This is a genomic window from Cerasibacillus sp. JNUCC 74 (assembly GCF_053667775.1).
Genome location: NZ_CM132207.1, coordinates 3,148,429 through 3,172,363, shown reverse-complemented (window position 1 = coordinate 3,172,363; position 23,935 = coordinate 3,148,429). Strand labels below are relative to the sequence as shown.

The 23,935-nt window shown below is 35.7% G+C and carries 25 protein-coding genes; 10 read left to right on the top strand and 15 right to left on the bottom strand.

The window, feature by feature from the left end; all coding sequences use genetic code 11:
* Nucleotides 1-50: 50 nt before the first annotated feature.
* Together JNUCC74_RS14185 and JNUCC74_RS14180 are read left to right on the top strand one after the other, a co-directional pair.
* The gene (locus JNUCC74_RS14185) at nt 51-896 is read left to right on the top strand and encodes an SPFH domain-containing protein (protein ID WP_454065843.1); all 846 of its coding nucleotides are present in this window, start codon (nt 51-53) and stop codon (nt 894-896) included.
* 16 nt (nt 897-912) lie between these two features.
* Entirely contained in the window at nt 913-1,092 is a 180-nt protein-coding gene (locus JNUCC74_RS14180; protein ID WP_077318009.1) for an Arc family DNA binding domain-containing protein, read from the top strand.
* Nucleotides 1,093-1,431: 339 nt separating this feature from the next.
* On the opposite strand, the gene JNUCC74_RS14175 is transcribed toward JNUCC74_RS14180, so the two are convergent.
* From JNUCC74_RS14175 to JNUCC74_RS14150, 6 genes are all read right to left on the bottom strand, one after another.
* The gene (locus JNUCC74_RS14175) at nt 1,432-2,208 is read right to left on the bottom strand and encodes an ABC transporter permease (RefSeq protein WP_454065842.1); all 777 of its coding nucleotides are present in this window, start codon (nt 2,206-2,208) and stop codon (nt 1,432-1,434) included.
* On the bottom strand, nt 2,205-3,113 hold the full coding sequence (locus JNUCC74_RS14170; protein ID WP_454065841.1) for an ATP-binding cassette domain-containing protein: 909 nt from the start codon (nt 3,111-3,113) through the stop codon (nt 2,205-2,207). The genes JNUCC74_RS14175 and JNUCC74_RS14170 overlap by 4 nt, the downstream gene beginning before the upstream one ends.
* Nucleotides 3,114-3,317, bottom strand: coding sequence for a PLDc N-terminal domain-containing protein (locus tag JNUCC74_RS14165; protein WP_454065840.1), 204 nt, complete (start codon nt 3,315-3,317; stop codon nt 3,114-3,116).
* Nucleotides 3,318-3,331: 14 nt separating this feature from the next.
* Nucleotides 3,332-4,426, bottom strand: coding sequence for a DUF1648 domain-containing protein (locus JNUCC74_RS14160; protein ID WP_454065839.1), 1,095 nt, complete (start codon nt 4,424-4,426; stop codon nt 3,332-3,334).
* Nucleotides 4,423-4,818 (bottom strand): GntR family transcriptional regulator, encoded by a 396-nt coding sequence (locus JNUCC74_RS14155; RefSeq protein WP_454065838.1) that lies wholly within the window; start codon nt 4,816-4,818, stop codon nt 4,423-4,425. Before JNUCC74_RS14155 ends, JNUCC74_RS14160 begins: the two co-directional genes overlap by 4 nt.
* A 699-nt stretch (nt 4,819-5,517) precedes the next feature.
* A complete protein-coding gene (locus JNUCC74_RS14150) occupies nt 5,518-5,931 on the bottom strand; it encodes a helix-turn-helix domain-containing protein (RefSeq protein ID WP_077318004.1) in 414 nt (137 codons plus the stop codon).
* Between the two features lie 149 nt (nt 5,932-6,080).
* Between JNUCC74_RS14150 and JNUCC74_RS14145 the strand changes: the two genes are divergently transcribed.
* Nucleotides 6,081-6,389, top strand: coding sequence for a hypothetical protein (locus JNUCC74_RS14145; protein ID WP_077318003.1), 309 nt, complete (start codon nt 6,081-6,083; stop codon nt 6,387-6,389).
* Between the two features lie 235 nt (nt 6,390-6,624).
* Here JNUCC74_RS14145 and JNUCC74_RS14140 read toward each other — a convergent pair whose 3' ends face one another.
* Complete coding sequence (locus JNUCC74_RS14140) at nt 6,625-7,527, bottom strand: TIGR01777 family oxidoreductase (protein WP_454065837.1); 903 nt, start codon at nt 7,525-7,527, stop codon at nt 6,625-6,627.
* 958 nt (nt 7,528-8,485) lie between these two features.
* On the opposite strand from JNUCC74_RS14140, the gene recX reads away from it, so the two are divergent.
* Nucleotides 8,486-9,301, top strand: a complete 816-nt coding sequence (recX, locus tag JNUCC74_RS14135) for a recombination regulator RecX (protein WP_454065836.1) — start codon at nt 8,486-8,488, stop codon at nt 9,299-9,301.
* A gap of 155 nt (nt 9,302-9,456) precedes the next feature.
* Nucleotides 9,457-9,804, top strand: a complete 348-nt coding sequence (locus tag JNUCC74_RS14130) for a YfhH family protein (RefSeq protein ID WP_454065835.1) — start codon at nt 9,457-9,459, stop codon at nt 9,802-9,804.
* A 56-nt stretch (nt 9,805-9,860) separates the two neighbouring features.
* Here JNUCC74_RS14130 and JNUCC74_RS14125 read toward each other — a convergent pair whose 3' ends face one another.
* Nucleotides 9,861-10,847 carry a metal-dependent hydrolase gene (locus JNUCC74_RS14125; protein WP_077317999.1) on the bottom strand — a complete coding sequence of 329 codons (987 nt, stop codon included), beginning with the start codon at nt 10,845-10,847 and terminating at the stop codon, nt 9,861-9,863.
* A gap of 108 nt (nt 10,848-10,955) precedes the next feature.
* Between JNUCC74_RS14125 and mutY the strand changes: the two genes are divergently transcribed.
* Nucleotides 10,956-12,107 (top strand): A/G-specific adenine glycosylase, encoded by a 1,152-nt coding sequence (gene mutY, locus JNUCC74_RS14120; RefSeq protein ID WP_454065834.1) that lies wholly within the window; start codon nt 10,956-10,958, stop codon nt 12,105-12,107.
* A 351-nt stretch (nt 12,108-12,458) separates the two neighbouring features.
* Here mutY and JNUCC74_RS14115 read toward each other — a convergent pair whose 3' ends face one another.
* Entirely contained in the window at nt 12,459-12,632 is a 174-nt protein-coding gene (locus JNUCC74_RS14115; protein WP_454065833.1) for a hypothetical protein, read from the bottom strand.
* A 160-nt stretch (nt 12,633-12,792) separates the two neighbouring features.
* On the opposite strand from JNUCC74_RS14115, the gene JNUCC74_RS14110 reads away from it, so the two are divergent.
* The 3 genes from JNUCC74_RS14110 to JNUCC74_RS14100 all read left to right on the top strand — a co-directional run bounded on the left by JNUCC74_RS14110 (nt 12,793) and on the right by JNUCC74_RS14100 (nt 16,072).
* The gene (locus JNUCC74_RS14110) at nt 12,793-12,966 is read left to right on the top strand and encodes a gamma-type small acid-soluble spore protein (protein WP_077317997.1); all 174 of its coding nucleotides are present in this window, start codon (nt 12,793-12,795) and stop codon (nt 12,964-12,966) included.
* Between the two features lie 271 nt (nt 12,967-13,237).
* Complete coding sequence (ntdP, locus tag JNUCC74_RS14105) at nt 13,238-13,765, top strand: nucleoside tri-diphosphate phosphatase (protein ID WP_454065832.1); 528 nt, start codon at nt 13,238-13,240, stop codon at nt 13,763-13,765.
* A 543-nt stretch (nt 13,766-14,308) separates the two neighbouring features.
* Nucleotides 14,309-16,072 carry an ABC transporter ATP-binding protein gene (locus JNUCC74_RS14100; protein ID WP_454065831.1) on the top strand — a complete coding sequence of 588 codons (1,764 nt, stop codon included), beginning with the start codon at nt 14,309-14,311 and terminating at the stop codon, nt 16,070-16,072.
* Nucleotides 16,073-16,150: 78 nt separating this feature from the next.
* On the opposite strand, the gene JNUCC74_RS14095 is transcribed toward JNUCC74_RS14100, so the two are convergent.
* The 6 genes from JNUCC74_RS14095 to JNUCC74_RS14070 all read right to left on the bottom strand — a co-directional run bounded on the left by JNUCC74_RS14095 (nt 16,151) and on the right by JNUCC74_RS14070 (nt 22,894).
* Nucleotides 16,151-16,393: a DNA alkylation repair protein gene (locus JNUCC74_RS14095; RefSeq protein WP_077317994.1), complete on the bottom strand. Its 243-nt coding sequence runs from the start codon at nt 16,391-16,393 to the stop codon at nt 16,151-16,153.
* 351 nt (nt 16,394-16,744) lie between these two features.
* Nucleotides 16,745-18,046, bottom strand: coding sequence for a glutamate-1-semialdehyde 2,1-aminomutase (locus JNUCC74_RS14090; protein ID WP_454065830.1), 1,302 nt, complete (start codon nt 18,044-18,046; stop codon nt 16,745-16,747).
* A gap of 52 nt (nt 18,047-18,098) precedes the next feature.
* The gene (locus JNUCC74_RS14085; RefSeq protein ID WP_454065829.1) at nt 18,099-20,009 is read right to left on the bottom strand and encodes an ABC transporter permease; all 1,911 of its coding nucleotides are present in this window, start codon (nt 20,007-20,009) and stop codon (nt 18,099-18,101) included.
* Nucleotides 19,984-20,760: an ABC transporter ATP-binding protein gene (locus tag JNUCC74_RS14080; RefSeq protein WP_454067902.1), complete on the bottom strand. Its 777-nt coding sequence runs from the start codon at nt 20,758-20,760 to the stop codon at nt 19,984-19,986. The genes JNUCC74_RS14085 and JNUCC74_RS14080 overlap by 26 nt, the downstream gene beginning before the upstream one ends.
* Before the next feature lie 434 nt (nt 20,761-21,194).
* Nucleotides 21,195-22,196 (bottom strand): sensor histidine kinase, encoded by a 1,002-nt coding sequence (locus JNUCC74_RS14075; RefSeq protein WP_454065828.1) that lies wholly within the window; start codon nt 22,194-22,196, stop codon nt 21,195-21,197.
* Nucleotides 22,193-22,894, bottom strand: coding sequence for a response regulator transcription factor (locus JNUCC74_RS14070; protein ID WP_454065827.1), 702 nt, complete (start codon nt 22,892-22,894; stop codon nt 22,193-22,195). The genes JNUCC74_RS14075 and JNUCC74_RS14070 overlap by 4 nt, the downstream gene beginning before the upstream one ends.
* A 564-nt stretch (nt 22,895-23,458) precedes the next feature.
* Between JNUCC74_RS14070 and JNUCC74_RS14065 the strand changes: the two genes are divergently transcribed.
* On the top strand, nt 23,459-23,890 hold the full coding sequence (locus tag JNUCC74_RS14065; RefSeq protein WP_454065826.1) for a potassium channel family protein: 432 nt from the start codon (nt 23,459-23,461) through the stop codon (nt 23,888-23,890).
* Nucleotides 23,891-23,935 lie beyond the last annotated feature (45 nt).

The window sequence follows — 23,935 nt, the reverse complement described above, 5'->3', positions numbered from 1 at the left end:
CAAAAATGATATCATTATAATATAAAAATGATAGAAAGGTGTGGGGATTAATGAAGGAAAAATCGGCATGGACATTAAATGGATATGTTGGGATTTTGATTATTGTGGCATTATTGGCAGGTACTGCGTTTAGCTTTATTAAAGGGCAGTTTATTCTAGGTATCATTTGTTTGATTGTAGCTATTACATTAGCCAGTGGGATTACATTAGTACAACCAAATCAATCCGCTGTCGTAATTTTTCTTGGGAAATATATGGGAAGCATTCGTAACGAAGGAATTGTTATTACCGTTCCATTTTCAATTAGAAAAATGGTTTCTTTACGAGTTAGAAACTTTAACAGTAATCGGCTAAAGGTAAACGATGTAAATGGAAACCCAATTGAGATTGCTGCTGTGATCGTATTTAAAGTTGTTGATAGTGCAAAAGCAGTATTTGATGTTGACCGCTATGAGCAGTTTGTAGAAATCCAAAGTGAGACAGCCATTCGCGCTGTTGCAACCAAGTACCCTTATGATACTTTCTCAGATGAAGAATTATCACTAAGAGGAAATGCTGAAGAGGTATCGAATGAGTTAAAAGTAGAGTTACAGGAGCGACTAAAGGTGGCTGGTGTAGAAGTGATCGAAACGCGTTTAACTCATCTTGCCTATTCAACAGAAATTGCCCAAGCTATGCTGCAACGTCAGCAGGCTAGTGCAATTATTGCTGCTAGGAAATTAATTGTTGAAGGAGCGGTGGGGATGGTGCAGGATGCTATTGCACAGTTAGAAAAAGATGGTGCTGTAGAATTAGATGATGAACGTCGTGTAGCAATGGCAAATAATTTACTCGTATCGATCGTTTCAGATCATGGTACACAACCTGTTATTAACACAGGATCCCTATACCAATAATTAAAAGAGGGGTTATATGTCTAAAAAGAAAAGCTTTCCGTTACGGATTGATCCAAAGTTGTATGAAATTTTGCAAATTTGGGCCAAAGATGAATTTCGCAGTGTAAATAGTCATTTGGAATTCTTGTTACGAGAAGCAGCAAAAAAAGCGGGGAGATTACCAAAGAGCCAAGATAAAAAAATAGGGGAAGACTAAAACTGCATCCATGGATGCAGTTTTTTATCTTGTACTAATGGGAAGGATAAAACTTTAGACTTTATCGTATAAGAAAAACTACAGCTTTCGCTAAAGACTTGGCGACAAGCCAAGTTTTTCTAATACCTCTTTTCTTGATTGTTTATCCCGCATGTAAGGTGCCGTAACTCCCACTTCAAAATTGAGTTGATACAAAGACCTAAGTGGGAGAAAACGGCACCTAAATGCCCGATTCGTTCAAGGGCCTTAGGTCATACCTTTAAGGTACTAACATTCCGTGTAAAAAGCGTTCCACGGAAATGAAGTTTTACTTTATCTAATGTTAACTTGTGACTGTAGTTAGGAACCCTTTTTCTGTTTTTGAGTAAATCCATAAATTGCGGCAAATAATAGGGTGAGGATAAGCAATATACTAACGATTGCAGTAGAAATTAAATCAGAAGTAACGTCTCCTGTTATTAACATCTCCTCAATATGATCTGTTAATTTAGCAGGACTCCATACCATATGTTTTCCAAGCAATTTCGTTACTACACTAATGATAATAGCTGTAAGTATCGTGAAAAAGGCAACTAGTCCAGGTGAGTTGACAATGGCATTGTAAAAAATAGAAAGGGCGCAAACAAGGCTGAAGTAAAGTCCATAATAGAAAATAACAAGTAGAACCGTGGTGAATGCTATTTCACCGTATAAAATATTAATATAATACCAGCTTGTTAGCATTCCAATAATGAAAGAAAGCCATATTAATAGTAATAATGAAAACCATTTGGCAATAATGAATTTTGAATAGGAGACAGGTTTAACCAGAATCAGTTCTAAAACACCGCTTTTTCTTTCCCCAGCAATTGTTCCCATAGATAACAGAATAATAACCAATACTCCTAAACTGGAATATTGTCCTAGGCTCATCATAATTGCATCTTCTGGTGTGAAATCGGGTAATTCAATGACAGTTCCATCAGCTAAGCCACCGACAGATTCTATAATTTCCGGGAGATAATAATTCGTAATCGGATCCATAATAGCTAAAAGAATAAAGACAAGTGGTACCCATATCCATTTTTTATTTCGCCAATTTTCTAAGCCTTCTTTTCTGAGTAAAACTGTAGTCATTTATTGTTCACCGCCTTCATAAACATTTCTTCGAGTGAGACTTGCTGGATTTGAAAATTTATTAATGGCCAATTTTCCTTACCTGCTAATTGCAAAATTTCTTTCCGAGCTTTCGTTATGTTATTAGTCAAAACCTGAAGAGAGTCCTTATCTGTCAATGTGTCACGTACTGCAGGAAGTGCTGCTACTTTTTCTTGATAAAAAGCTTGACGTTCTGTAAATTGCAGCGATATTTTTGTTGTTTGATATTTGTGGCGTAACTCTTTCATCGATCCGGATTCAATGACTTCTCCATTCCGAAGCAGAAGCAATTCATCACTAATTTCATCAGCATCACTTAAAATATGCGTTGAAAATAAGACTGTCATCTCTGTTTTTAATTTTTCCATTAAAGAAAGAATTTCTCGACGACCGATTGGGTCAAGGGCGGAGACGGGTTCATCAAGCATGACTAACTTGGGCTTATGAATAATTGCTTGAGCAATCCCAAGTCGCTGCTTCATTCCACCAGAATAATTTCCAATTCGCTTATCTTTTGCATCGGCAATCCCTACTATTTCAAGAAGTTCTTCACATCTTTTCGTTGCTTCTCCTTTAGATAACCCACCCAATTGTCCACTAAATTTCAAGAATTCATTGCCTGTCATCCACGGGTAGAATACAGGATGCTGCGGTAAATAACCAATTAATTTACGCCTGTCAATCTCCTTTCTTTGTTCAAATTCGATGTTTCCGGATGTAGGAGTAAGTAAGCCGGCAATCATTTGTAATGTAGTTGTTTTACCAGCACCATTAGGACCAATTAAAGCGATGCATTTATGAGGAGTAAACTGATAATTTACGTTTTTAACTGCAAATGTAGCATTGAACTTTTTAGATAAATTTGAGATCGAAAGTAATGTCATTTATTGTTGTCTCCTTCCGAATATAAAGTACAGAATCGGTCCAATTATATTAAGTAATATTATGATGAATAGCCACATTATCCTTGGCCCATTAGTATACTTGTTTTTTGCCCAATCGACTAAAGCAACAATCATTAAAATACATTGAATAACAATAAACGGAGCAATCACTGACCAGTTTACCGATTCGAATACTTCTTGCATATGTCACATCTCCTTTAGTGAGTTAATAGGACTAAACCAAGTATAACTAGTAAAAATATAAACATAATGATCCATGAGAGCGGCTTTCCCAAGTTTATAGTCCAACCAATCCCAAATCGTTTTTCTAAAAAGATAGCTGGATCATTTTTATTAACATAAAATTGTCCAAGTTTCCAATAACGATCATCATCACGATCAATAACTGCTTCATTTCGCTCATCGGGAAGCTTGATTCGACTGCCACTTTGACCAGTTGAAAAAACTAAAAAAACAGCACCAATGAACAAAAAAAGGTTGATAGCGATCGTTGATATAGTATATACCGGCTGTATATTGGGAAATATGGCTGCTAATCTTCCTAAGAATAACAATAAAGTTAGTAATACCCCGCTTAATACAATAAAGGCTGACCATCTTTTACGAAACATCACATTTTGTTGCAGCGATTTTTTCGGATTTTCTGCACTAATTTGTTGTTTCACCTTGCCGATTAGAATGTTTACCCCTAAGAACAAGCTTAATAAAAATAGCTGAGTTATCGGTAAAGCAAGAGCAGAAAGATAAGACTTCGTAACAAAGTTTGTGCCGTTTCCCAGTAAATCATAATTAATAGCGAGTTCTTGAGGAAGCTTATCATAGAAATAGTAGGTAATGGTAATGGTTATCAGAAAAGCACCAAATGGTATAATAAACCATTTATTCGAATACCTTAATTGCTGATTATGAAATTTCATATGAATAAATATTTTTTCTGTTCTGTCATTTTTCCAATCTGAAGCTTGCTTTTTTCGTTTCATTATTCGGTGAAAAATATAATAAATAAGGAAGTGCATCATGATTGTGCCAACAATGATGATAATGATAAGTAGATTAGCTAGATTGTCATTGAATGTAAATAGACTTAATGCAATGATGGAGCCCAAAATAAAGATACTCATAGCACCTGTAACCATTGCATATTGCTTTCGCATCCTTTTCATTTCAGTTGTATAGTAAATTTTTTCTGGAATCGATACACCAAAACTTTCGGTTTTTCTTGTCAAATAAGGTGTAAAAATGAAAAAGAGACAGAGTGGTATGAAAATAATAGCTAAAAGCATTGTGCTCATTGATGATCACTTCCTTTATTAAAGTCTGCATAAATTTCTTCACAGAGGATATAAAATTCTTCCTTTGTTAAATCACGACATATACTCTCGGCAATGAAGGGACGCAGCTCTTTTTGTAAAGAAGCTTTATATGCTTTATTGGCCCTTGGTATACCATCTGGATTAACGACAACCCCTTTTTGACGATGAATTTGTAAAAAACCATCCTGTTTTAATTGTTGATAGGCTTTATTTACCGTATGTAAGTTGATTCCGATATCAGCTGCAAGCGATCGTACAGACGGTAATGTATCACCTGGAAGTAATTCTTGTTTTGCAATTCCTTCTACAATTTGTCTACATAACTGTAAATAAATTGGATCTTTTCCTTCAAAATCTAAAGAAATAAACAAATTATATGGCACCCCTTACAGTTATAACTGTTATATTAAATGTATAACAGTTATAACATAATGTCAATCATAAAGAAGAAAAACTCCTACGGAATGAAGTTTCCCTTTATCCCGCATGTAAGGTGCCGTAATCTCCCACTCCAAGAGTGTAGGCAATACGAAGAAGCCAAAGTGCTAGAAAACGGCATCTAAATGCCCGATTGGTTCAACTAACATTCCGTGTTAAAAGCGTTCCACGGAATGAAGTTTCCCTTTATCCCGCATGTAAGGTGCCGTAATCTCCCACTCCAAGAGTGTAGGTAATACGAAGAAGCCAAAGTGTTAGAAAACGGCATCTAAATGCCCGATTGGTTCAACTAACATTCCGTGTTAAAAGCGTTCCACGGAATGAAGTTTCACTTTATATCCTCATTAATAAAAAAGAGAGCTGTTTATCAGCTCTTAAGAGATGTTTATATACGAATGTATTAACAAGAATAAAACCGCAAATGTTCGGCATAAGCTAGACGAAGCTAAAAAAGTATCTCTCGTGTAGAAACGGATGTAGATTTCTAGACAATCAAAAACCCGTCTTAGGGCAAGCCATAAGGCGGGTTATTGGAGATAGTTAAGCAAGGGGCAATTCACACAATCGGTGGTATTTTTTGTTCAAACCCTCACTATTAAAATTTCGCTAACTATGTAAAAACAATAAATAAATTATAATTGCTTGTATTGATAAATGATGTCTCCTAAAAGTCTGTGAATGGAGCGTTGCTTCTTAATGGAAAGCTGTTTAAGTTGAAAGATTCTTTCTTTAAATTCTGGGTAGGTCATTATATATTCAACTAATTCCACTACTTCTTTATCGAAGGCGGCAGGAGAAGAGCCATAGATACGTTTAAATTCTCTCATCAAATCTTCTTGAAATGAATAATTTCCTACTAAATGGTCAAGTGATATTTTAAAGATATCAGAAAGCTTGATAAGCGAAGTAATGTCAGGGGTAACGGTGTGATTCTCCCATTTTGCAATCACAGATCGGGAGAGAAGCAGTTTCTCAGCTAGTTCTTTTTGTGTCCACCCATGTTGTTCTCGTAAAAATTTGATGTTGTATGCAATTTTTTCACTCATTCTATCACACTCAATTGGTTAAAATTAGAAAAATATCGATAGTCCATTTTATCCTACCATGATTTAAGAAATAAATTGATAACACCGTTGTTCTTAATATGCACATATAGTAGAATGTTCTTATAAAGACCGTTTGTAGGAGGGAAATAATGATTAGTTGCATGAAACTTTATCATCCAACCATAACAACATTAACGAAATGCAAAATATTACGCTTTATCTTTAAAGATTATGAGTTTGAAATTGAAGTGATATCCAATCATACTGTAATCATTTTTATATGGAATGTTACGAAAAGTGAAGTGTGGCAAGCCTTTGCGATGTTTGAAAATACGAAAATTATTGCTGGTTATGGATTTGGTACTGACAAGGCGGAGGCAAGACTGCAGGCGGAAGGGATGGTAATGAAATTATTACAAGCTTTACACACAAAAGAAATACACCCGCAAGTTTTTTAATGGATTTATTAAAAGTGGGTGTTTAGTAAGAAGATAAAAAGGAGCAGGTTGACTAATAAACGGCTAGAAAAAAGCAAGCAATGAATTGTGCTTTGTCATTTTTACTGGAACATCCGACTTTTTAAAAGAAGAAAAAATTATTGTAAATGAAGAAAACAAGTTACTGGCAGTAAAATGATCGATACTGCCAGTAAACGAATGTAGTATTAAACGGTAAGATGCAAAGGACGAAAGACTACTTGGACTTGGAAGCACGTACTATTTGCCGCAGTGCTTCTTCTAAATAGGGAAAGGAGAAAGAAAACTGGTAGTCTAATGCTTTTTGCGGGATAACATACTGCCCCTTCGTGATTAACTGTGCCATTTCTCCTAAGATGGAAAATACGAAAAGAGACGGAACGGGTAGCCAATAAGGACGATGTAATACATTAGCTAAAGTACGTATATATGCTTTATTTTGTTTTGGATGGGGAGCAGTTATATTTACTGGTCCAGTTATTCTTTCGTTATCTATACAATATGCAATAAGCCTAACTGCATCCTCTATATGAATCCAAGAGATCCACTGCTCTCCGTTACCAATTTTTCCTCCAACAAATAACTTCACGGGAAGACTCATGAAAGGTAATGCTCCTTCATTTCCCAATACAATTCCAAATCGAGTAAATACGGTACGAATTCCAAGTGTTTCCGCCTCCTTTGCTGTATTTTCCCATTGCACAGTAACCTTTGCGAGAAAGTCATCTCCTGGTTTAGTAGTGTTTTCTGAGAACATCAGATCTTCTGATGTACCGTAATAGCCTACTGCTGAACCACTAATAAAAACATTAGGAAGTTCGGGAAGTTCCTGTATAAATGCAATTAGTTTTTTAGTAGTTGTGATGCGACTATTTATAATTCTCTCTTTTTTTGCTTTTGTCCAATATCCAAATAATGATTCTCCAGCTAAGTTGATAACTACTTGCATTGCAGGTAATTCTCTTGGAGGGTGATCGTATCCAATAAACGTCGTCTTTTCTAAATTGGCATGCTTTTGCGGTGAACGTGTTAGTATGTACACGTGATCATTTCGCTTCTGAAAATAGCTGGTAAGCGCATTTCCTACAAAACCGGTTCCTCCAGTAATTAAAATGTTCATGTTTCCCTGTCCTCCTTGTGTAAATTATTTCGTACCTGTTTCAAAAATGATACACTCAAAGTACAAGTGTGAGCCAGCAGTCCCTAAGTTGCTATTAGCTATTATCACATGACGGTGCTCACAGTCCCCGTTTAGTGGGAGGCACCCGCTATATTATAGAGGATGTACAAAAAACAGGCTAAACATCCATAGCAAATTTATCCCGCATGTAAGGTGCCGTAAGACTCTCACTTCAAAGTGCAGGCAATACGAAGGAGTTAGAGTGAGAGAAAACGGCCCCTAAATGCCCGATTTGTTCAAGGGCCTTTAGGTCATACCCTTGTGGTACTAACATTCCGTGTAAAAAGCGTTTCACGGAATGAAGTTTCACTTTATCCCGCATGTAAGGTGCCGTAAGACTCTCACTTCAAAGTGTAGGCAATACGAAGGAGTTAGAGTGAGAGAAAACGACCCCTAAATGCCCGATTGGTTCAAGGGCCTTTAGGTCATACCTTTAAGGCACTAACATTCCGTGTAAAAAGCATTCCACGGAATGAAGTTTCACTTTATCACTAGCTTGTCTTAATTTAATGATGGTTGCACTCCATCTAGCTCAATAAATAAAATACATTCCCATTTTTCTTTGGCGCTTCTATAAAGTTGATTAGATGGAGGTTATTTTTCTAATATTATATCGTTGAGTACATCTTCTATCTATTACATGTGTATTCAAAATTACTAATAAGCTTGTGGCGACGAAATATGGACGTGTTTGTTAGAATGGATTAAGAAACAAAAGAAAATGCGCCGTGTCATTTTTGACGGACGTTTTTAGAAAGACTTGGCATGTCACCAAGTCTTTATGACGAAAGCTATCGTTTTTCTTATACGATAAAGCCTAAAGTTTTATACTTTCCTATAGTGTAAAAAAGACATCGATCTTTCATTTTGGTATGATAAACGAAAGAGGTGTGGTGTAATGACGAAAATTAGCCGTATTACAACGCAACAAAAAGCAAAGCAAAGATATAATATTTATCTAACAGATGATAAGTCAAGTGAATATTACGGGTTTAGTGTAGATCAATCTGTTCTAGTTGAATTCCAACTGCGTAAGGGCATGGAACTGTCAAGTTCTATGATAGCGACTATTGAGCAAAAAGATTCGGTTTATAAATCTTATACCCTTGCAATCCAATATTTAAGCTATCGAATGCGGACAAAAAAAGAAATTCATAATTATTTATTGAAAAAAGAAGTCGATCCCAATCATATTGCTATCATTGTTGATAAATTAATAAAAGAAAACTTAATCGATGATTTTCAGTTTGCCGAGATGTTTGTTCGAACAAGAATAAATACATCGACAAAAGGACCTACGATTATTAAACGGGAATTACTGGAAAAAGGAGTGCCTGAATACTTAATAGACAAGGCCTTACAACCGTATTCCCTTGAATTACAATACGAGAAAGTGCGAAAATTGGCTAAAAAAAAGCTGCAGCAAAAGAAAAAAGATTCGTTTCAAAAACAACTGCAAAATCTCCAAGTTTTTTTACAACAAAAAGGTTTTTCCAGTGACGTCATTCAAACAGTGATTGACGAATATAAGGATACTAAAAATGACTATGCAGAATGGGAAGCTATTGTATATCATGGGAAAAAATTAATAAAGAGACATACTAGTAAACAGACGGGTTTTGAATTAAAGCAGAAAGTAAAGGAAGGTTTATTTCGCAAGGGGTTCTCTTTTGACCTGATCTGTCAATTTGTAGACGATTATATGGAAAAGTAAAGTAAATGTTTTAGTAAGGAATGGTTTTTCTATCTGTGTTACAATTGGACAAGTAGAGGATACTAATGGGAAAGTTAGAATGAAACAAATGAGTGACGTCATTCTCAAATACCATCTTACGAGAACTGTGAAAGAAAACAAAGAGGAGAATGCCTATGGTTAACAACAATTATCGGTATAGTGATTATTCTGTTGAACAGCTGCGTCAAGAAGTAGGAAAATTAAAGGAAAAAGCGCAAAAAGCAGAACAACTTGGTAATATATCGGAAGTTGCTATCAATCAGCGGAAAATGCAGGTTGCTTTAGCTTATACAATGAATCCGGATGATTTTATTCCTAATGAAGTATATGAACTGACGATAGATCCAGGTCATTGTTTTGAAGTGAATTATATCGAAGGAATATTTGCTTGGGGCCATAGGGTAAATTTATTAGGAGAAGTTGTTGAAAAAGAAGAAGCTGTCCCTATTTCGCTATTGGGAAAGCGAGTACGGGAGAAATAATAAGCATGCATTTTTCTATGAAAAACAAAAAACAGCAGAGCGAGCTGCCTGCTGTTTTAAATTGGGCTTTCTTCCACATATAATTTATTTTTTAATTTCTGTTCTGAAAAGATCCAGCCAGTGTAGGAACTGTGAATATGCATATTATCATCGATTTGTACGACAGCAATAAAAGGATAATGCCCTTTAGAGCGGTAGCGTAAATCGATAAAGCGAACCTCAGTATAGTCATCATAATCGTTTATCTCCCAGCGATATACCGGAGAAAAGGATAAAAACGCAGAAATATTTTTGTCCGTTTTGGCAAGTTCTATAATTGGTGTTTCAGGTAATGGTTTTCTAGCAAATTCGTCGATAATTTCAATATGGTTATTATCAACGATACCTACATAAAATTTATCAGTTGTCGTAATCGCTACCCGCCAGTAATTTTGTTTAATCGTAGGTGAAGTCGCGATTTTCTCTACATCAGGATAAAAACCATTAATTTTTTTAACTATCGCTCTCTTATCAAAATAACGTTTTACATAATAAAGCAGAATAACGCTATAAATAATTATCCATGTATACGCTGGATTTGCACCTAATGCCCAAGCTGTTATTCCTGCGATATGGAGAAAAAAGATATACGGATCGAATGTGTTAATAAAGCCAAGGGCCACCCATTTATTTGAAAAAGGGCGATATGCTTGTGTTCCATAGGCATTGAAAATATCTGTTAAAACGTGGATAATTACTGCAATACCTGTCCATAACCAAATTTGATAGAAATTTGCTTGGGGAACAAAGAAGTGGATAATACTTGCTATTAAGATTCCCCATATTAAAACAGCGGGAATGGAATGCGTAATACCCCGATGATGACGTATATATGTTGCATTATTTTTTAACTTGAGTATGGTATCGAAATCTGGTGCATGAGAACCTACAATTGTTCCAACCAATACCGCGTTAAATAAAACAGGATCGCTTTGAATAACTGGATCTACTGTAGCTAATCCTCCTAGTGCAACACCCATGACAATATGGGTACCAGTATCCATAGAAAAGGTCCTCCTTAAGCTGCGTTTAAAACTTGTGTGTTCCTGCGTTCATTGTTGCAGGAAATATTATTTTTTCTATTTTTATTGTACCATATAGGAAGTGATTTTATGAATAATGAAAAACTACAATATATTGACAGTGCTGCATTTCAGCAGGATTTAATAGCGTGGTATCAACGGAATAAACGTGATTTGCCATGGCGGAAGGACCAAGATCCGTATAAAATATGGGTATCTGAAGTCATGCTGCAACAAACTAAAGTGGATACAGTGATTCCTTATTTTAATCGCTTCATCAAAAAATATCCAACACCCGAAGCACTAGCAGAAGCAAATGAAGAAGAGGTGCTTAAGGAATGGGAAGGACTTGGTTATTATTCCCGTGCTCGCAACTTACATCATGCTGTAAGAGAAGTGGTTGCTTCATATGGTGGAAAAGTGCCGGATACCCCGGATGAATTAGGTGATCTTAAAGGTGTAGGCCCCTATACCAAAGGTGCCATTTTATCAATTGCTTTTAATCAACCGGAGCCTGCGGTAGATGGCAATGTGATGCGTGTTTTTTCGAGAATATTAAAAATTGAAGACGATATTAGTCAGCAACGTACAAAAAAACTATTTGAACATTATGTTCGTAAGTTAATTGATCCATCTGATCCATCTTCGTTTAATCAAGCCGTTATGGAGTTAGGTGCATTAATTTGTACACCAAAATCACCAGCATGTTTGCTATGCCCGGTACAAACGCATTGTCAAGCTTTTGCAGCAGGTATTGAAGAAACATTGCCTGTAAAAAAGAAAGCCAAAAAGCAAAAAACGATTGCTTATGTTGTTATCCTAGCAAAGAATAAAAATGATGAATATATAATTGAGAAACGGCCAGATAATGGATTACTCGCTAATCTTTGGCAATTCCCAATGGTACCAATTGAAGAGATTGGCTGGGATCATCTTGAAAACTGGGTTTATGGAGAATACGGCTTACAGATAACATTAGGAGATAAGGTAGGAAAGCTAAAACATGTCTTCTCTCATATCATTTGGCAGCTTGAAATATATCAAGCTAAAACGATGGAAGAAACAGTAAAAGACCGCAGACTCAAATTTGTAAATCGCCAAGAATTGACTAATTATCCATTTCCTGTATCACATCAAAAGATAATGGCTCATATTGAAGAAGAGGCTGGAAAGGAAAATACTAAAGTAGAACTACAAAATAATAAAGTGAAACGTCATACAAGAAGCACTTCCTTGAAGTGAAAACAAAGGCTAACATCCCCGAGATCTTTGAAAAAAGACATACTTGCATACGGTGTATTCCTGCATCTTCTTTGTTTTGGTGTTCGTATTTACGATAACTTTTGCAGTGTAGTTTTACGGCATCTTAGATATGGGATAAAAAATAATTCAAATTAGTTTCGTCGAGTTTAAATACGCTCCCGTAATAATTAATTGTTACGGGAACGTTTGTAAGTTTATACTATAGGAAAGTATAAAATTTTAGGGCTTATCGTATAAGAAAACTACAGCTTTGCTAAAGTCTTGGCGAGAAGCCAAGTTTTTCTAATCATAGTGCTTTTTGGAAAAAGCTATAGTAGTTTTGGCTAGGCTCTATTTTCTTCTGTACATTTCTCGATTAATTTCATGCAAAATGGTTAACCCTTCCGGATTTACATATGGTAACAGTTGTGACAATGCATGTTGAAAATAAGCTAATTCGTCTTCATTCCACTTTGATTTACTCATCATCGATAGTTCCGTTAAATCCCGTTTTGGTGTTTCCATTGGACAACCTCCAAAAAGTATTGCGCTTCATTAGTGTGTGTAATATCTTCGTAACTATTCATTATAGGAAATATTATCCAGTATATGTTTATTTTACTAATTAAAACTAGCATAACATCTAATTCATATGGACAAATTAAATATTGCGGAGGTGATATTGATGGCTAAAAAACCGAACCAAACTACTTCAGGTACAAACATTCAAAAGGTTAGGCAGCAGAACCAACAAGCCGCTCAAGGGCAAGGTCAGTACGGTACAGAGTATGGTGCTGAACAAACAAATGCTCAGGAAGTAAAACGACAAAATCAACAATCTGAACAAAATAAGAGGTAACTGCATACCCTCAAATGCGAGAGAGCTCCCTATAAATCCTGGGAGCTCTTTTTCTTTGGTCAAGCTGCTATAAAAACAGGAATTTAATAATTTACCATAGATTAAAAAAGGATTATTATTAAGACGTTTGGTATTAAATGAATTTTAATGGATTTCATTGATGATGGAGTTAGTATTTTCTCCATTCATAATACTTTATATTTCAAATCATTACCTTTATAATGAATGCAGGATAAGATCCGGAGGTATAACCAAAGGAAAGGGAGATTAAATGGTTGCTCCGAGAGAAGGAACCACTATACAAATACACAGTTATAAACATAATGGACAACTTCACCGCATTTGGGAGGATAGTCTGGTTTTAAAAGGTACAGAGAAAATTATCATAGGAGCAAATGATAAAACGGAGGTTAGTGAAAGCGATGGAAGAATGTGGACAACAAGAGAACCAGCTATTTGTTATTTCCATGCTGATCACTGGTTTAATGTAATCGGTATGCTCCGAACGGATGGAATATATTATTACTGTAACATTAGCTCCCCTTTTATTTATGAAAACAATGCAATTAAATGTATTGATTATGATTTGGATGTAAAAGTATATCCTGACATGACATTTGTCTTACTAGATGAAGATGAATATGAAGAGCATCGAAAACAAATGAACTATCCTAAAGAGCTTGATCGTATTCTAAAACAACAACTTCAAATTTTATTGCGATGGATAAGACAAAAGCAAGGACCATTTTCACCAGGGGTTATAGATGAATGGTATGAACGCTATTTAACATATCGTTAACGTTATATCGATATGAAGTGTGATCCATCAGGCGATTTGAAAACAAACGCTAAGCAAGCATCTACACAACTTCTGAGGTTGAACCAACCACTAAGTTTACCACGACTCCTTACTTCATATACATAAAGGGGAAATACGTGGAATCCATAGTTAAAATGTTGAAAGTAAATATCTCAAAACACGTAACAAACCTTGTTACTTTTTTGTAGCAAGGCTTTTCTTTGCTTGTTAGAGCTGCTTACAATTTTTTATACTATAGGATAAGTATAAAACTTTAGGCTTTATCCCGAATGTAAGGTGCCGTAAGTTTCCCACTTCAAGTCCTAAATTGATACAAAGAGTCTAAGTGGCAGAAAACGGTACCTAAATGCCCGATTGGTTCAAGAGCCTTTAGGTCATACCCTTGTGGTACTAACTTTCAGTAGGAGAGGGAAGCAAATTCCTACGGAATAAAGTTTCACTTTATCATATAAGAAAAACGATAGCTTTCGCCGCATAAAGACTTGGCGACAAGCCAAGTTTTTCTAATAAAGGACGTTTTAAATGAACTCAATTAGACAGTATATGTATTTTGTAAAACCGTACAAATGGAAAATTTTCTGGACAGTAATTGTTGGAATTATAAAATTTGGTATCCCTCTATTAATGCCACTTATTTTAAAATATGTGATTGATAATATTATTGGAAATGAAGCACTTGGTCAGACAGAAAAAATCACTCAATTAGTTTGGTTGATGGGGATATCTTTCGTAATCTTTCTTATTTTACGACCACCGATTGAATATATTCGACAATACTTGGCACAATGGGTTGGGAACAAGATTTTATTTGATATCCGTGCTCGCCTATTTGATCACTTACAAAAGTTGAGTTTAAAATTTTATGCAAAAACGAAGACTGGCGAAATTATTTCCCGGGTAATACATGATGTCGAACAAACAAAAATATTTGTCATTACAGGTCTTATGAATATTTGGTTAGACCTCATTACGATACTAATAGCCATTGCTATTATGTTATCTATGAATATGGAATTAACAGTGGTAGCGATTATCTTATTTCCACTATTTGGTTTCTCCATTAAGTATTTTTATGGAAGACTAAGAAGGCTTACACGCCATCGTTCACAAGCATTGGCAGAAGTACAAGGTCATTTACATGAGCGGGTTCAAGGGATACCTGTCACGAGAAGTTTTGCTCTTGAAGCATACGAACAGGAGCAATTTGCTGATCGTAATCACAATTTTTTACAAAAAGCGCTTGATCATACGAACTGGAATGCCAAAACATTTGCGGTTACCAATACAATTACTGATTTGGCGCCTCTATTGGTGATTGCCTATGCCAGTTATCAAGTTATTCAAGGAAATTTGACAATGGGAACGATGGTAGCTTTTGTCGGTTATATGGAGCGTGTCTACAGTCCGTTGCGCAGGCTGGTTAATTCATCAACAACACTTGTTCAATCGATTGCTTCGATTGATCGCGTATTTGAACTAATGAATGAGAAATATGATATAAAAGATAAGCCTGATGCGATTAAGCTTGAACATTTGCAAGGAGAAGTCTTATTTGAAAATGTTTCTTTTCAATACGATGATGAAGAGGTACCTGTTTTGCGGAATGTTCATTTACATGTGAAAGAAGGAGAGACAATCGCTCTAGTCGGGATGAGCGGCGGTGGAAAATCGACATTGGTTAGCCTTATTCCTCGATTTTATGATGTGACAAGCGGTTCCATTAAAATGGATGGTATCGATGTACGTGATATTCAGGCACGTTCATTGCGGGATCGTATAGGTATGGTGCTACAAGATAATACATTATTCAGTGAATCGATAGCAATGAATATTCGAATGGGAAACCCCGATGCAACTGATGATGAAGTGGTAGAAGCTGCAAAAGCAGCAAACGCGCATGACTTTATACAAAGCTTGCCATATGGCTACGATACATTGGTCGGTGAGCGTGGTGTTAAATTATCAGGTGGACAAAAACAGCGAATAGCGATTGCCAGAGTATTCTTGAAAAATCCGCCATTGCTTATCTTTGATGAAGCTACCTCCGCATTAGATTTAGAAAGTGAACATACGATTCAAGAGGCATTAGAAAAACTTGCTTCTGACCGAACAACATTTATCGTTGCTCATCGATTAGCAACAATTACCCATGCTGATAGAATTGTCGTCATTGATGGGGGACAGATTAAAGAAGTAGGTTCACATAATGAGCTGATGAAAGCTAAAGGTATTTATTATGATCTTTATCAAGTCCAACATCTTGACGATGGAGTAAAAAATAGATAGGTCACGGGGGATGTATGTCGTGACCTTCTTAACGTCTCACAAATTATACATTTAGTTCATGTGATATCCCAACCTGTATTACTGATATTGGGCAAAATGAATGAACGTCTTTTCATCTTCAATTACTCCACAGGCCGCACATTGAATTTTAAATTTAGGACCCTGATATATATGATGGTACGGTTCAACATTACCATCTTGATACGTTTTTATAATTTCTCCAGTTGAAGCATCAAGTTTTATGGGATGGGCTATCTGTTCAATTTTATTAAAACGAGTTTTATTTGTCTTACAGTTGGGACAGCGATAAGGACTAGTCATGGCTATCTCCTCCAATTTTACTTTTATAAATAGTATTCTATGAAATAGGTAGTATTATTCGTTTTTTTACCTTAGAGGGTTGTTCAAAAAGTTCTGTAAAATGACATATCGAGCCCTGATTTAAATGTAACCACTCTTAAATACCTAATCTATTTCCACCTTTTTATCCGCAGTTTACAGGCAAAATGAGAAAGAGGGTGGGACATCATTAAAAAGATCAACTCTAAACGCAAATATTTACTGGAATAAGGAAGCTTATAAAAAGAAAAATCCGAACTAATTCAAATTCTAATTAAAGAATTTTAAATCATCGTTCGGATTTCTCTTTGACTACACCACTTTTACTTTACTTCATCTTTCATTGCTTGCCATTTTTTTGAACGCTACATCTACGGCAGCAATTGTCTGATCAATATCTTTTTCCGTATGCGCTATGGTTAAGAACCATGCTTCGTATTTGGATGGAGCTAAATTAATGCCTTGTTCTAGCATGAAACGGAAAAACTGTGCAAAGCGTTCCCCGTCGCTAGCTTCGGCTTCATCATAATTGGTGATTTGTCCATCTCCGAAATAAACGGTCAAAGCTCCGCAAAGGCGATTGATCGAAATTGCAATTCTGTGTTCATGGGCTTTTTCTAGAATACCTTTTTCTAGCTTAGCGCCAAGCTGATCCAATTTTTCATATAAGCCATCTTCTTGCAAGACTTCTAAACATGCGATACCAGCTGCCATTGATGCTGGATTACCTGCCATCGTTCCCGCCTGATAAGCAGGTCCAAGAGGGGCAACTTGTTCCATAATATCTTTTTTACCACCATACGCACCGATTGGAAGTCCACCACCAATAATTTTACCCATTGCTGTCATATCAGGTTGGATCCCATATAATTGCTGGGCACTTCCATATGTAAAGCGAAATGCGGTAATTACTTCATCATAAATTACAAGTGCTCCAACACCATGGGTAAGCTCATTCACAGCTTTTAAAAATCCTTCGTTGGGTTCAACAATTCCAAAATTACCAACGATCGGTTCAACTAATACAGCCGCAACCTGATCTCCCCAAACGTCTAAAGCTTGTTTTAATGCGGCGATATCATTAAATGGAACGGTAATGACATCTTGTGCTACGGATTCAGGAATACCAGCAGAATCAGGGGTGCCAAGTGTTGCAGGGCCTGAACCAGCTTCTACAAGTACGGCATCAAAATGGCCATGGTAACAACCGGCAAATTTGATTACTTTGGTACGATTCGTATAAGCACGTGCAACCCTTATTGTAGTCATAACTGCCTCAGTTCCGGAATTTACAAAACGCACTTTTTCCAATGATGGAATGGCTTCCTTTAACATTTTGGCAAATTGATTTTCTAGTGGAGTTGGTGTCCCATATAATACCCCATTTGTAGCTGCATGAGAGATTGCTTTAGCTATATGCGGGTGAGCGTGTCCAGTAATAATCGGACCGTAAGCACCTAAATAATCAATATACTTATTGCCATCGACATCCCAAAAATAAGCGCCTTGAGCACGCTTCATATAGACTGGTGCACCCCCGCCAACTGCTTTATAAGCGCGTGATGGTGAGTTTACGCCTCCAACAATATGTTCTAATGCTTCACGGTGAAGTGCTTCTGATGTTGAAAAATCCACAATAATTGCCTCCTTAAATTTTACGTTCGGATTCTTTTTATTCTAAACCTTTTTACATGACTCTTTTTAACTTGGAAATATAAATATTTCGGATAAAGATAAAGTTGATAAAATGAACAATGAAATAAAACAAAATGATATATATACTTGGTAAAAGAACCGAAGAAACAAGTATATTTTGTAATGTTTTAAATGCAAAACCAGCATGAACAACAGCTATCAAAAAGGGCAAGAAAAATAAAAAAGCGAGTTGTCTTGTAGCTATTTGTCTCATTTCTTGGTTCGTTAACCCGATTCGGTAAAGGGAATAATAATATTTAATATCTTTATCAATTTCCTGATACATTCGAAAGTAAAGAATGGATCCAGCAGCTAAAAAGAACAGGACACTAATAAATATACCAAAAAAGAAAAGATAAGACACACCCTCTTTCATACCAGTATAGGTACTCGCTCTTGAATCTGTATAAATATGCTCTTGGTCTAAGGCAGCTTGTACCTTTTCCACTGTTTTAATATGCTTCTCCCAGTTCGGTATTTTGGCTGTGTAGTATAATAGCTGCTCCCCTTTTTGTTGATACTTTTTAAATGTAGCATCAGGTAGAACAAGTGTATACATCCCATAAATAGTGGAATTCATTGTTTTATTTTTAAATACAGTTACATGTTGTTCTATTTGTTCATTTCCAATCCGAAATGTTAGCCTTTTGGGAACAGGATCTATACTTGGGCGAATAATATCATCTACAAGTACAAGGGCATAGCCGTTGCCTGGTGGATTTGGTACAGCTAGATTGTTTAATTGCAGCATTTTTTTATAATCCGCATACGAAAAAACAGTAAACGAAATATCATTCCAATAACCAATTTTATGTTGTGACTTGGCTTGTATTGGAAGAGTTATAACTGACTCGAAAGGAGTAAAACTTTCTGTGAAAATTTTTTCTGCCTTTGCAATACTTTCTTCAAACAGTTCCTTATTCTCAGTGCCCTTAGTGATTATGGAGAAGTCCTGAGGCACGAAACGCTCTGTCTCTTCCTCCATACTTTGAAACAAACCATATAAAACTCCGGACGATGTGAAGGCTACAGCACTTAAAATAGCGACCATTGAAAGTAAGCGCGCATTGTCTTTTAATTTATAGGTTAAATCGGAAATAATAAGTAAATTCAAATTCTGATAGAGAAATCTTTTGTTCTTACGTAAAAGACTCGTAAAGGCAATACTAAACTGCGTAAATAAAAAGTAGGTACCTGGAATAATTAAAACTAAAATAATAAACATACGATATAAAATAGAAAACATATCAGCTGTATACGCTAAATAATAGGCATAGAAAACAGCAGCAATCGCCAAAATGCTTATTATCCATGAAAAGCGAGGTGTTTTTCGCGGGGCCTTAGCACCTCGAAATACTTCCATAATTGATTTTGTACGCAATGTAAAGACGACGAGTAAAGAATTTATTTCAAACATTATAAAAAACAATGCAACGGTAATGCCAATCGCTTTCCATGATAAATAAAAAGGCAGAATTTCCCCGGTATTTAAAATGGCAGAAAATATCATTAAGAATAATTTTGTTAGCAAAGCACCGACTAAAATACCAGCAATAATAGAAGCAAGACCGATAATTGTATTTTCTGTAATGAGCATCCGGTTTAATTGAGATTTACTAATGCCTAATGTTGTTAGGATTCCATACTCTTTCTTACGTGATTTAATAAATGTAGCAGTAGAATAGAGTACAAATAAAGAAGAAAAAAGATAAATAATTACTTCCGATACAAGGATTCCTCTTCTAACAACTTCCACAAAATCATATTTTTCTATTTGGGGATGAAAGATAACGACAGCATACATAAAAAAGACGATTACCGCAAACATACAGCTTAAAAAGTAGCTGAGATAGGCACGTGTGTTGCGCTTTACATTATTAAAAGCGAATTGTTTGAAGGTCATTCAAATTTCCTCCCAACAAGGATTGCATATTTAAAATGTCTTGAAAAAAGTTTTGTCGGTTATTTCCTCGATGAATTTCATTATACAATCTCCCATCTTTAATAAAGATGACTCGTTGACAGAAACTAGCTGCAAATGGATCGTGAGTTACCATTAATGTAGCTGTTTGTTGCTCACTTTGCAGTCTACTCAATGCTTCCATCACTTGTAAGGAAGCTTTGGAATCCAAATTTCCGGTAGGTTCATCAGCAAATATGATAGAAGGCTTATGAATTAGTGCTCTAGCAATCGCTGCTCGTTGCATTTGTCCACCGGAGACCTCCATGATTCGTTTGTCAATAATATCATCAATACCCAGTTGCTTTGTTATGGAGGTGAGTTTCTTGTTCATTTCCTTCACAGGTACTTTATTCAATGTTAAAGGGAGCAAAATATTTTCACCAATGGTTAAGGTTTCCAGCAAATTAAAATTCTGAAAAATAAATCCCATTTCCTGTCTCCTAAACTTAGCCAATTTATAATGAGGAAGAGATGTAACTGTTTTTTCATTAATCATCACTTTTCCAGAAGTAGGTGTATCGAGAGTCGATAGTAAGTTTAATAATGTAGTTTTGCCACTGCCTGAAGGTCCCATGATTCCTATAAATTCACATTGACTAACAGTGAGATTGAATTGGTGTAGTGCTTCATATGAAATCCCCCGTTTGCTGCCATATGTTTTGGATAAGTTTTCTGCTTTTAGTACGTACATGTCTAATCTCTCCTTGTAGTGTTTTCTAAAAAGTAGACATTGGATATGTTTTAACACCTTAATAACGGATGAAATACGTGAAAGTTGATTGATATAAGGTGAAACTTCCATGAGTGGGGGTTCTCTCATCACCTCATGGTTAGATGAGCTAATCGGACATTTACTGGCAGCTTCCTCCACCATTCTCTTCCCCCTCTAAGTGGAGGTGTTACTGCCAGTTTAGATGCGGGATAAATGATTGGTCATGATTTTATACTATTAGGAAAGTATAAAACTTTAGGCTTTATCGTAAAAGAAAAACGATAGCTTTATCTAAAGACTTAGCGACAAGCAAGTTTTTCTAATGTTAATTATTTTCATTATAACTAATTCCGTTATGTATCCCTATCGTCCTTTCTTTCATATTTAAAAACTAACCTTACAACATTGTAAGGTTAGTTTAGGTGAAAATGAATAGAAATAGTCGTTCCCTTTCCTTCCTCTGAAGAAATAGTTAAGTCATGACCAAGCTCTGTACAAATTTGTTTGGATAAATAAAGTCCCATCCCTGTTGATTCACGGAACTTCCTGCCATTCAATCCCGTGAAAAAAGGATCAAAAACCCGATCAAGGTCCTGACTTGGTATTCCGTGACCGGTGTCTGTTATTTGTAACACAATTTGTTTATCCGCTGCTTTTGCTCTGAAATAAACATGCGAGGAATCCGGCTTTGAATATTTAATTGCATTCGAAACTGCCTGGCTTATTACAAAGCGTAACCACTTGGAATCGGTTGTCACGATAAAATCTTCATCAATTGATAAATCTGGAAAAACTTGATTGCGAATAAAGCTTGATTTAAAGTCTTGAATTACCTCTTTAATAAGTTCCTTTAAGACGATTTGCTGTGCCTGGAAATCACGATCAAATTTTTGCAATCGTGATTGATATAACGCTAAGTTTAACCCTTGCTGCATTCGTTCTAATTCCTCATGCATACTGTGTAAAAACTCTTGCGACATTCGAAATTTTTCTTTTTGCAAAGTTAAATGCATCACGGAGACGGGAGTTTTCATTTGATGCACCCATTGTTGAATGAAATTAAACTCCATTTGCTTTTGCTGTTTTAAGCGTTCTATTTCTTCTGCATATTTGTTTGTTTGCCTATCATGCTGTTTTTTTATAGTTGCCAATAATTTAGTTGGTGGGTCTGGTAACCATGTGGCATTTTCTTCATCTTCCTTAATGGTCACGTAATAATCACGAAGTTTATAATATCGGTATACTAAAAATAAAGATAAACAGAATGTTAGTAGGATGATTAAATAGGTAATCAAATCCCAACTCATTGGTACTGAAGTAATGCCATAAAACAGTTGAACGATTGCGATGATAATGAAAAGCTGGATATAAAAGAAAAAAATAACTGGCAGGCTATCTTTTAGAAAGTCTTTCATATACTTTCACTCCATGTATCAATCATTTTATAACCTGCCCCTCGTACGGTTTGAATGCTTTGGTTTACACCGATGTCTTCAAGTTTTTTCCTAACTCTGGTAATATTCACAGATAGCGTGTTGTCATCGACAAAATGCTCATCATCCCATAGCATTTCCAATAAATAGGTTCGTGATAATACTTGATTAAGGTGATCCATAAAAGCTTTTAGCAAAATAAATTCATTTTTTGTAAGCAGTACTTTTTCCGTGTTTAGGCTGATTTCCATTGTCGTTAAATGTAGGGTAAGTCCGTTAATTTCCAGTATATCAGCCTGTTTACTAATTGCATATTCTCCGTAGATTCTACGCATAATTCCTTTTATTTTTGCCTGAACAACATCAAAATTGAATGGTTTCGTAATGTAATCATCACCGCCATTTTCAATTGCCAAAACCTGATCCATTCCCGAATCCCGTGCGGAAATAAAAATGATGGGACAATTCGATACACTGCGGATTTTACGACACCAGTAGAAGCCATCAAAGCTAGGTAGATTAATATCGAGTAAGACAAGGTGAGGGTCAAATGCTTGGAATTCCTCTAAAATTTTATCAAACTCTTTTACTAATTGAATATCATACTCATATTTTTCCAAATAATCCTTCAACAAATCAGCTATTTTTTTATCATCTTCAACAAGAAATACTTTTTTCATTACTGTCCCGTCCTTTCTAGTTTATGAATGAACAGCAGATGTTTAAATCTATTATAGACGATATTTAAAAAGTCCAGTAATCGTAACGGATCGAATTTCATATAAGTTAGTTTCTTATACTATATTAACTGGTATAGTTACCGTATTCGAATCTACAGACGACCTCGAACTTTTTATTGCTTTGAACACGCACTTGTTGGATATCAGGAGTTATAACTGAATTCTATATTTTATCAGAATGTAAGGTGCCATAAGACTCCCACTTTAAGAGTTATAAAGAATATGAAGAAATCTAAGTGGGAGACACTACTACCTAAGTCCCTGATTCGTTTGAGTAGACAGGACAGACTTGCTTCGGCAGCGGCACATCACGTTTTTTAAAGGGATGTGCGAGATGTTAGCGTTTGTTTACTTCTATCCGTAGAGGATGAAGTAAAAGTTCACACTGTAACAATTCCATTTCTTCTATATTTTATCATAGAACAGAAAATAAATGACAAGCATCTTAGCTATTTGCATAAGCATAAAGTAAATAGGAATTGGACCAAAAAAGAAGGGGATTAAATGGAATATGTAGTATGGTTTCTCATTGGGGCAATTGTATTTATTTTAGGAAAAAGCTTATTTGATTTTATTCACGGTGAACAACTGCAACATTATATGAGGCGACGCGGTTTTTCTTTGGAATTATTTTATGTGTTAATAACGATTTACTGTATAGTTATTATCGGGTTCGGGCTTATTTATTTTGTATTGTCCATGCAAGCTCCAATTCTTGTAGAACATGGTGAACTGAAACAGGTAAGTGTCTTTGGTTCTTTAATGCATTCCCTTTATTTTAGTGGTGTAACGATATTAACGATTGGCTATGGGGATATCACCCCAATTGGAGTTGGCAGATTAATTGCAATTGTTCAAGCACTAATTGGCTATATATTACCTACTGCATTTGTTTTGCGTCTAGTACAACGCCATGATCAAAGTAGAGATCAATGAATATTATTTAAGAGTTATGCTATAGTAGAATGGAACATAGGATGG

Excerpts from the sequence above, each read along its gene's own strand:
- JNUCC74_RS14165 (WP_454065840.1), bottom strand. The coding sequence starts at position 3,317 with ATGCAAGAAGTATTCGAATCGGTAAACTGGTCAGTGATTGCTCCGTTT.
- recX (WP_454065836.1), top strand. The coding sequence starts at position 8,486 with ATGACGAAAATTAGCCGTATTACAACGCAACAAAAAGCAAAGCAAAGA.
- JNUCC74_RS14070 (WP_454065827.1), bottom strand. The coding sequence starts at position 22,894 with ATGAAAAAAGTATTTCTTGTTGAAGATGATAAAAAAATAGCTGATTTG.
- JNUCC74_RS14170 (WP_454065841.1), bottom strand. The coding sequence starts at position 3,113 with ATGACATTACTTTCGATCTCAAATTTATCTAAAAAGTTCAATGCTACA.
- JNUCC74_RS14185 (WP_454065843.1), top strand. The coding sequence starts at position 51 with ATGAAGGAAAAATCGGCATGGACATTAAATGGATATGTTGGGATTTTG.
- JNUCC74_RS14125 (WP_077317999.1), bottom strand. The coding sequence starts at position 10,847 with ATGGATACTGGTACCCATATTGTCATGGGTGTTGCACTAGGAGGATTA.
- JNUCC74_RS14110 (WP_077317997.1), top strand. The coding sequence starts at position 12,793 with ATGGCTAAAAAACCGAACCAAACTACTTCAGGTACAAACATTCAAAAG.
- JNUCC74_RS14065 (WP_454065826.1), top strand. The coding sequence starts at position 23,459 with ATGGAATATGTAGTATGGTTTCTCATTGGGGCAATTGTATTTATTTTA.
- JNUCC74_RS14095 (WP_077317994.1), bottom strand. The coding sequence starts at position 16,393 with ATGACTAGTCCTTATCGCTGTCCCAACTGTAAGACAAATAAAACTCGT.
- JNUCC74_RS14115 (WP_454065833.1), bottom strand. The coding sequence starts at position 12,632 with ATGGAAACACCAAAACGGGATTTAACGGAACTATCGATGATGAGTAAA.
- JNUCC74_RS14150 (WP_077318004.1), bottom strand. The coding sequence starts at position 5,931 with ATGAGTGAAAAAATTGCATACAACATCAAATTTTTACGAGAACAACAT.
- JNUCC74_RS14085 (WP_454065829.1), bottom strand. The coding sequence starts at position 20,009 with ATGACCTTCAAACAATTCGCTTTTAATAATGTAAAGCGCAACACACGT.
- mutY (WP_454065834.1), top strand. The coding sequence starts at position 10,956 with ATGAATAATGAAAAACTACAATATATTGACAGTGCTGCATTTCAGCAG.
- JNUCC74_RS14140 (WP_454065837.1), bottom strand. The coding sequence starts at position 7,527 with ATGAACATTTTAATTACTGGAGGAACCGGTTTTGTAGGAAATGCGCTT.
- JNUCC74_RS14075 (WP_454065828.1), bottom strand. The coding sequence starts at position 22,196 with ATGAAAGACTTTCTAAAAGATAGCCTGCCAGTTATTTTTTTCTTTTAT.
- ntdP (WP_454065832.1), top strand. The coding sequence starts at position 13,238 with ATGGTTGCTCCGAGAGAAGGAACCACTATACAAATACACAGTTATAAA.
- JNUCC74_RS14160 (WP_454065839.1), bottom strand. The coding sequence starts at position 4,426 with ATGAGCACAATGCTTTTAGCTATTATTTTCATACCACTCTGTCTCTTT.
- JNUCC74_RS14180 (WP_077318009.1), top strand. The coding sequence starts at position 913 with ATGTCTAAAAAGAAAAGCTTTCCGTTACGGATTGATCCAAAGTTGTAT.
- JNUCC74_RS14100 (WP_454065831.1), top strand. The coding sequence starts at position 14,309 with ATGAACTCAATTAGACAGTATATGTATTTTGTAAAACCGTACAAATGG.
- JNUCC74_RS14080 (WP_454067902.1), bottom strand. The coding sequence starts at position 20,760 with ATGTACGTACTAAAAGCAGAAAACTTATCCAAAACATATGGCAGCAAA.
- JNUCC74_RS14145 (WP_077318003.1), top strand. The coding sequence starts at position 6,081 with ATGATTAGTTGCATGAAACTTTATCATCCAACCATAACAACATTAACG.
- JNUCC74_RS14175 (WP_454065842.1), bottom strand. The coding sequence starts at position 2,208 with ATGACTACAGTTTTACTCAGAAAAGAAGGCTTAGAAAATTGGCGAAAT.
- JNUCC74_RS14130 (WP_454065835.1), top strand. The coding sequence starts at position 9,457 with ATGGTTAACAACAATTATCGGTATAGTGATTATTCTGTTGAACAGCTG.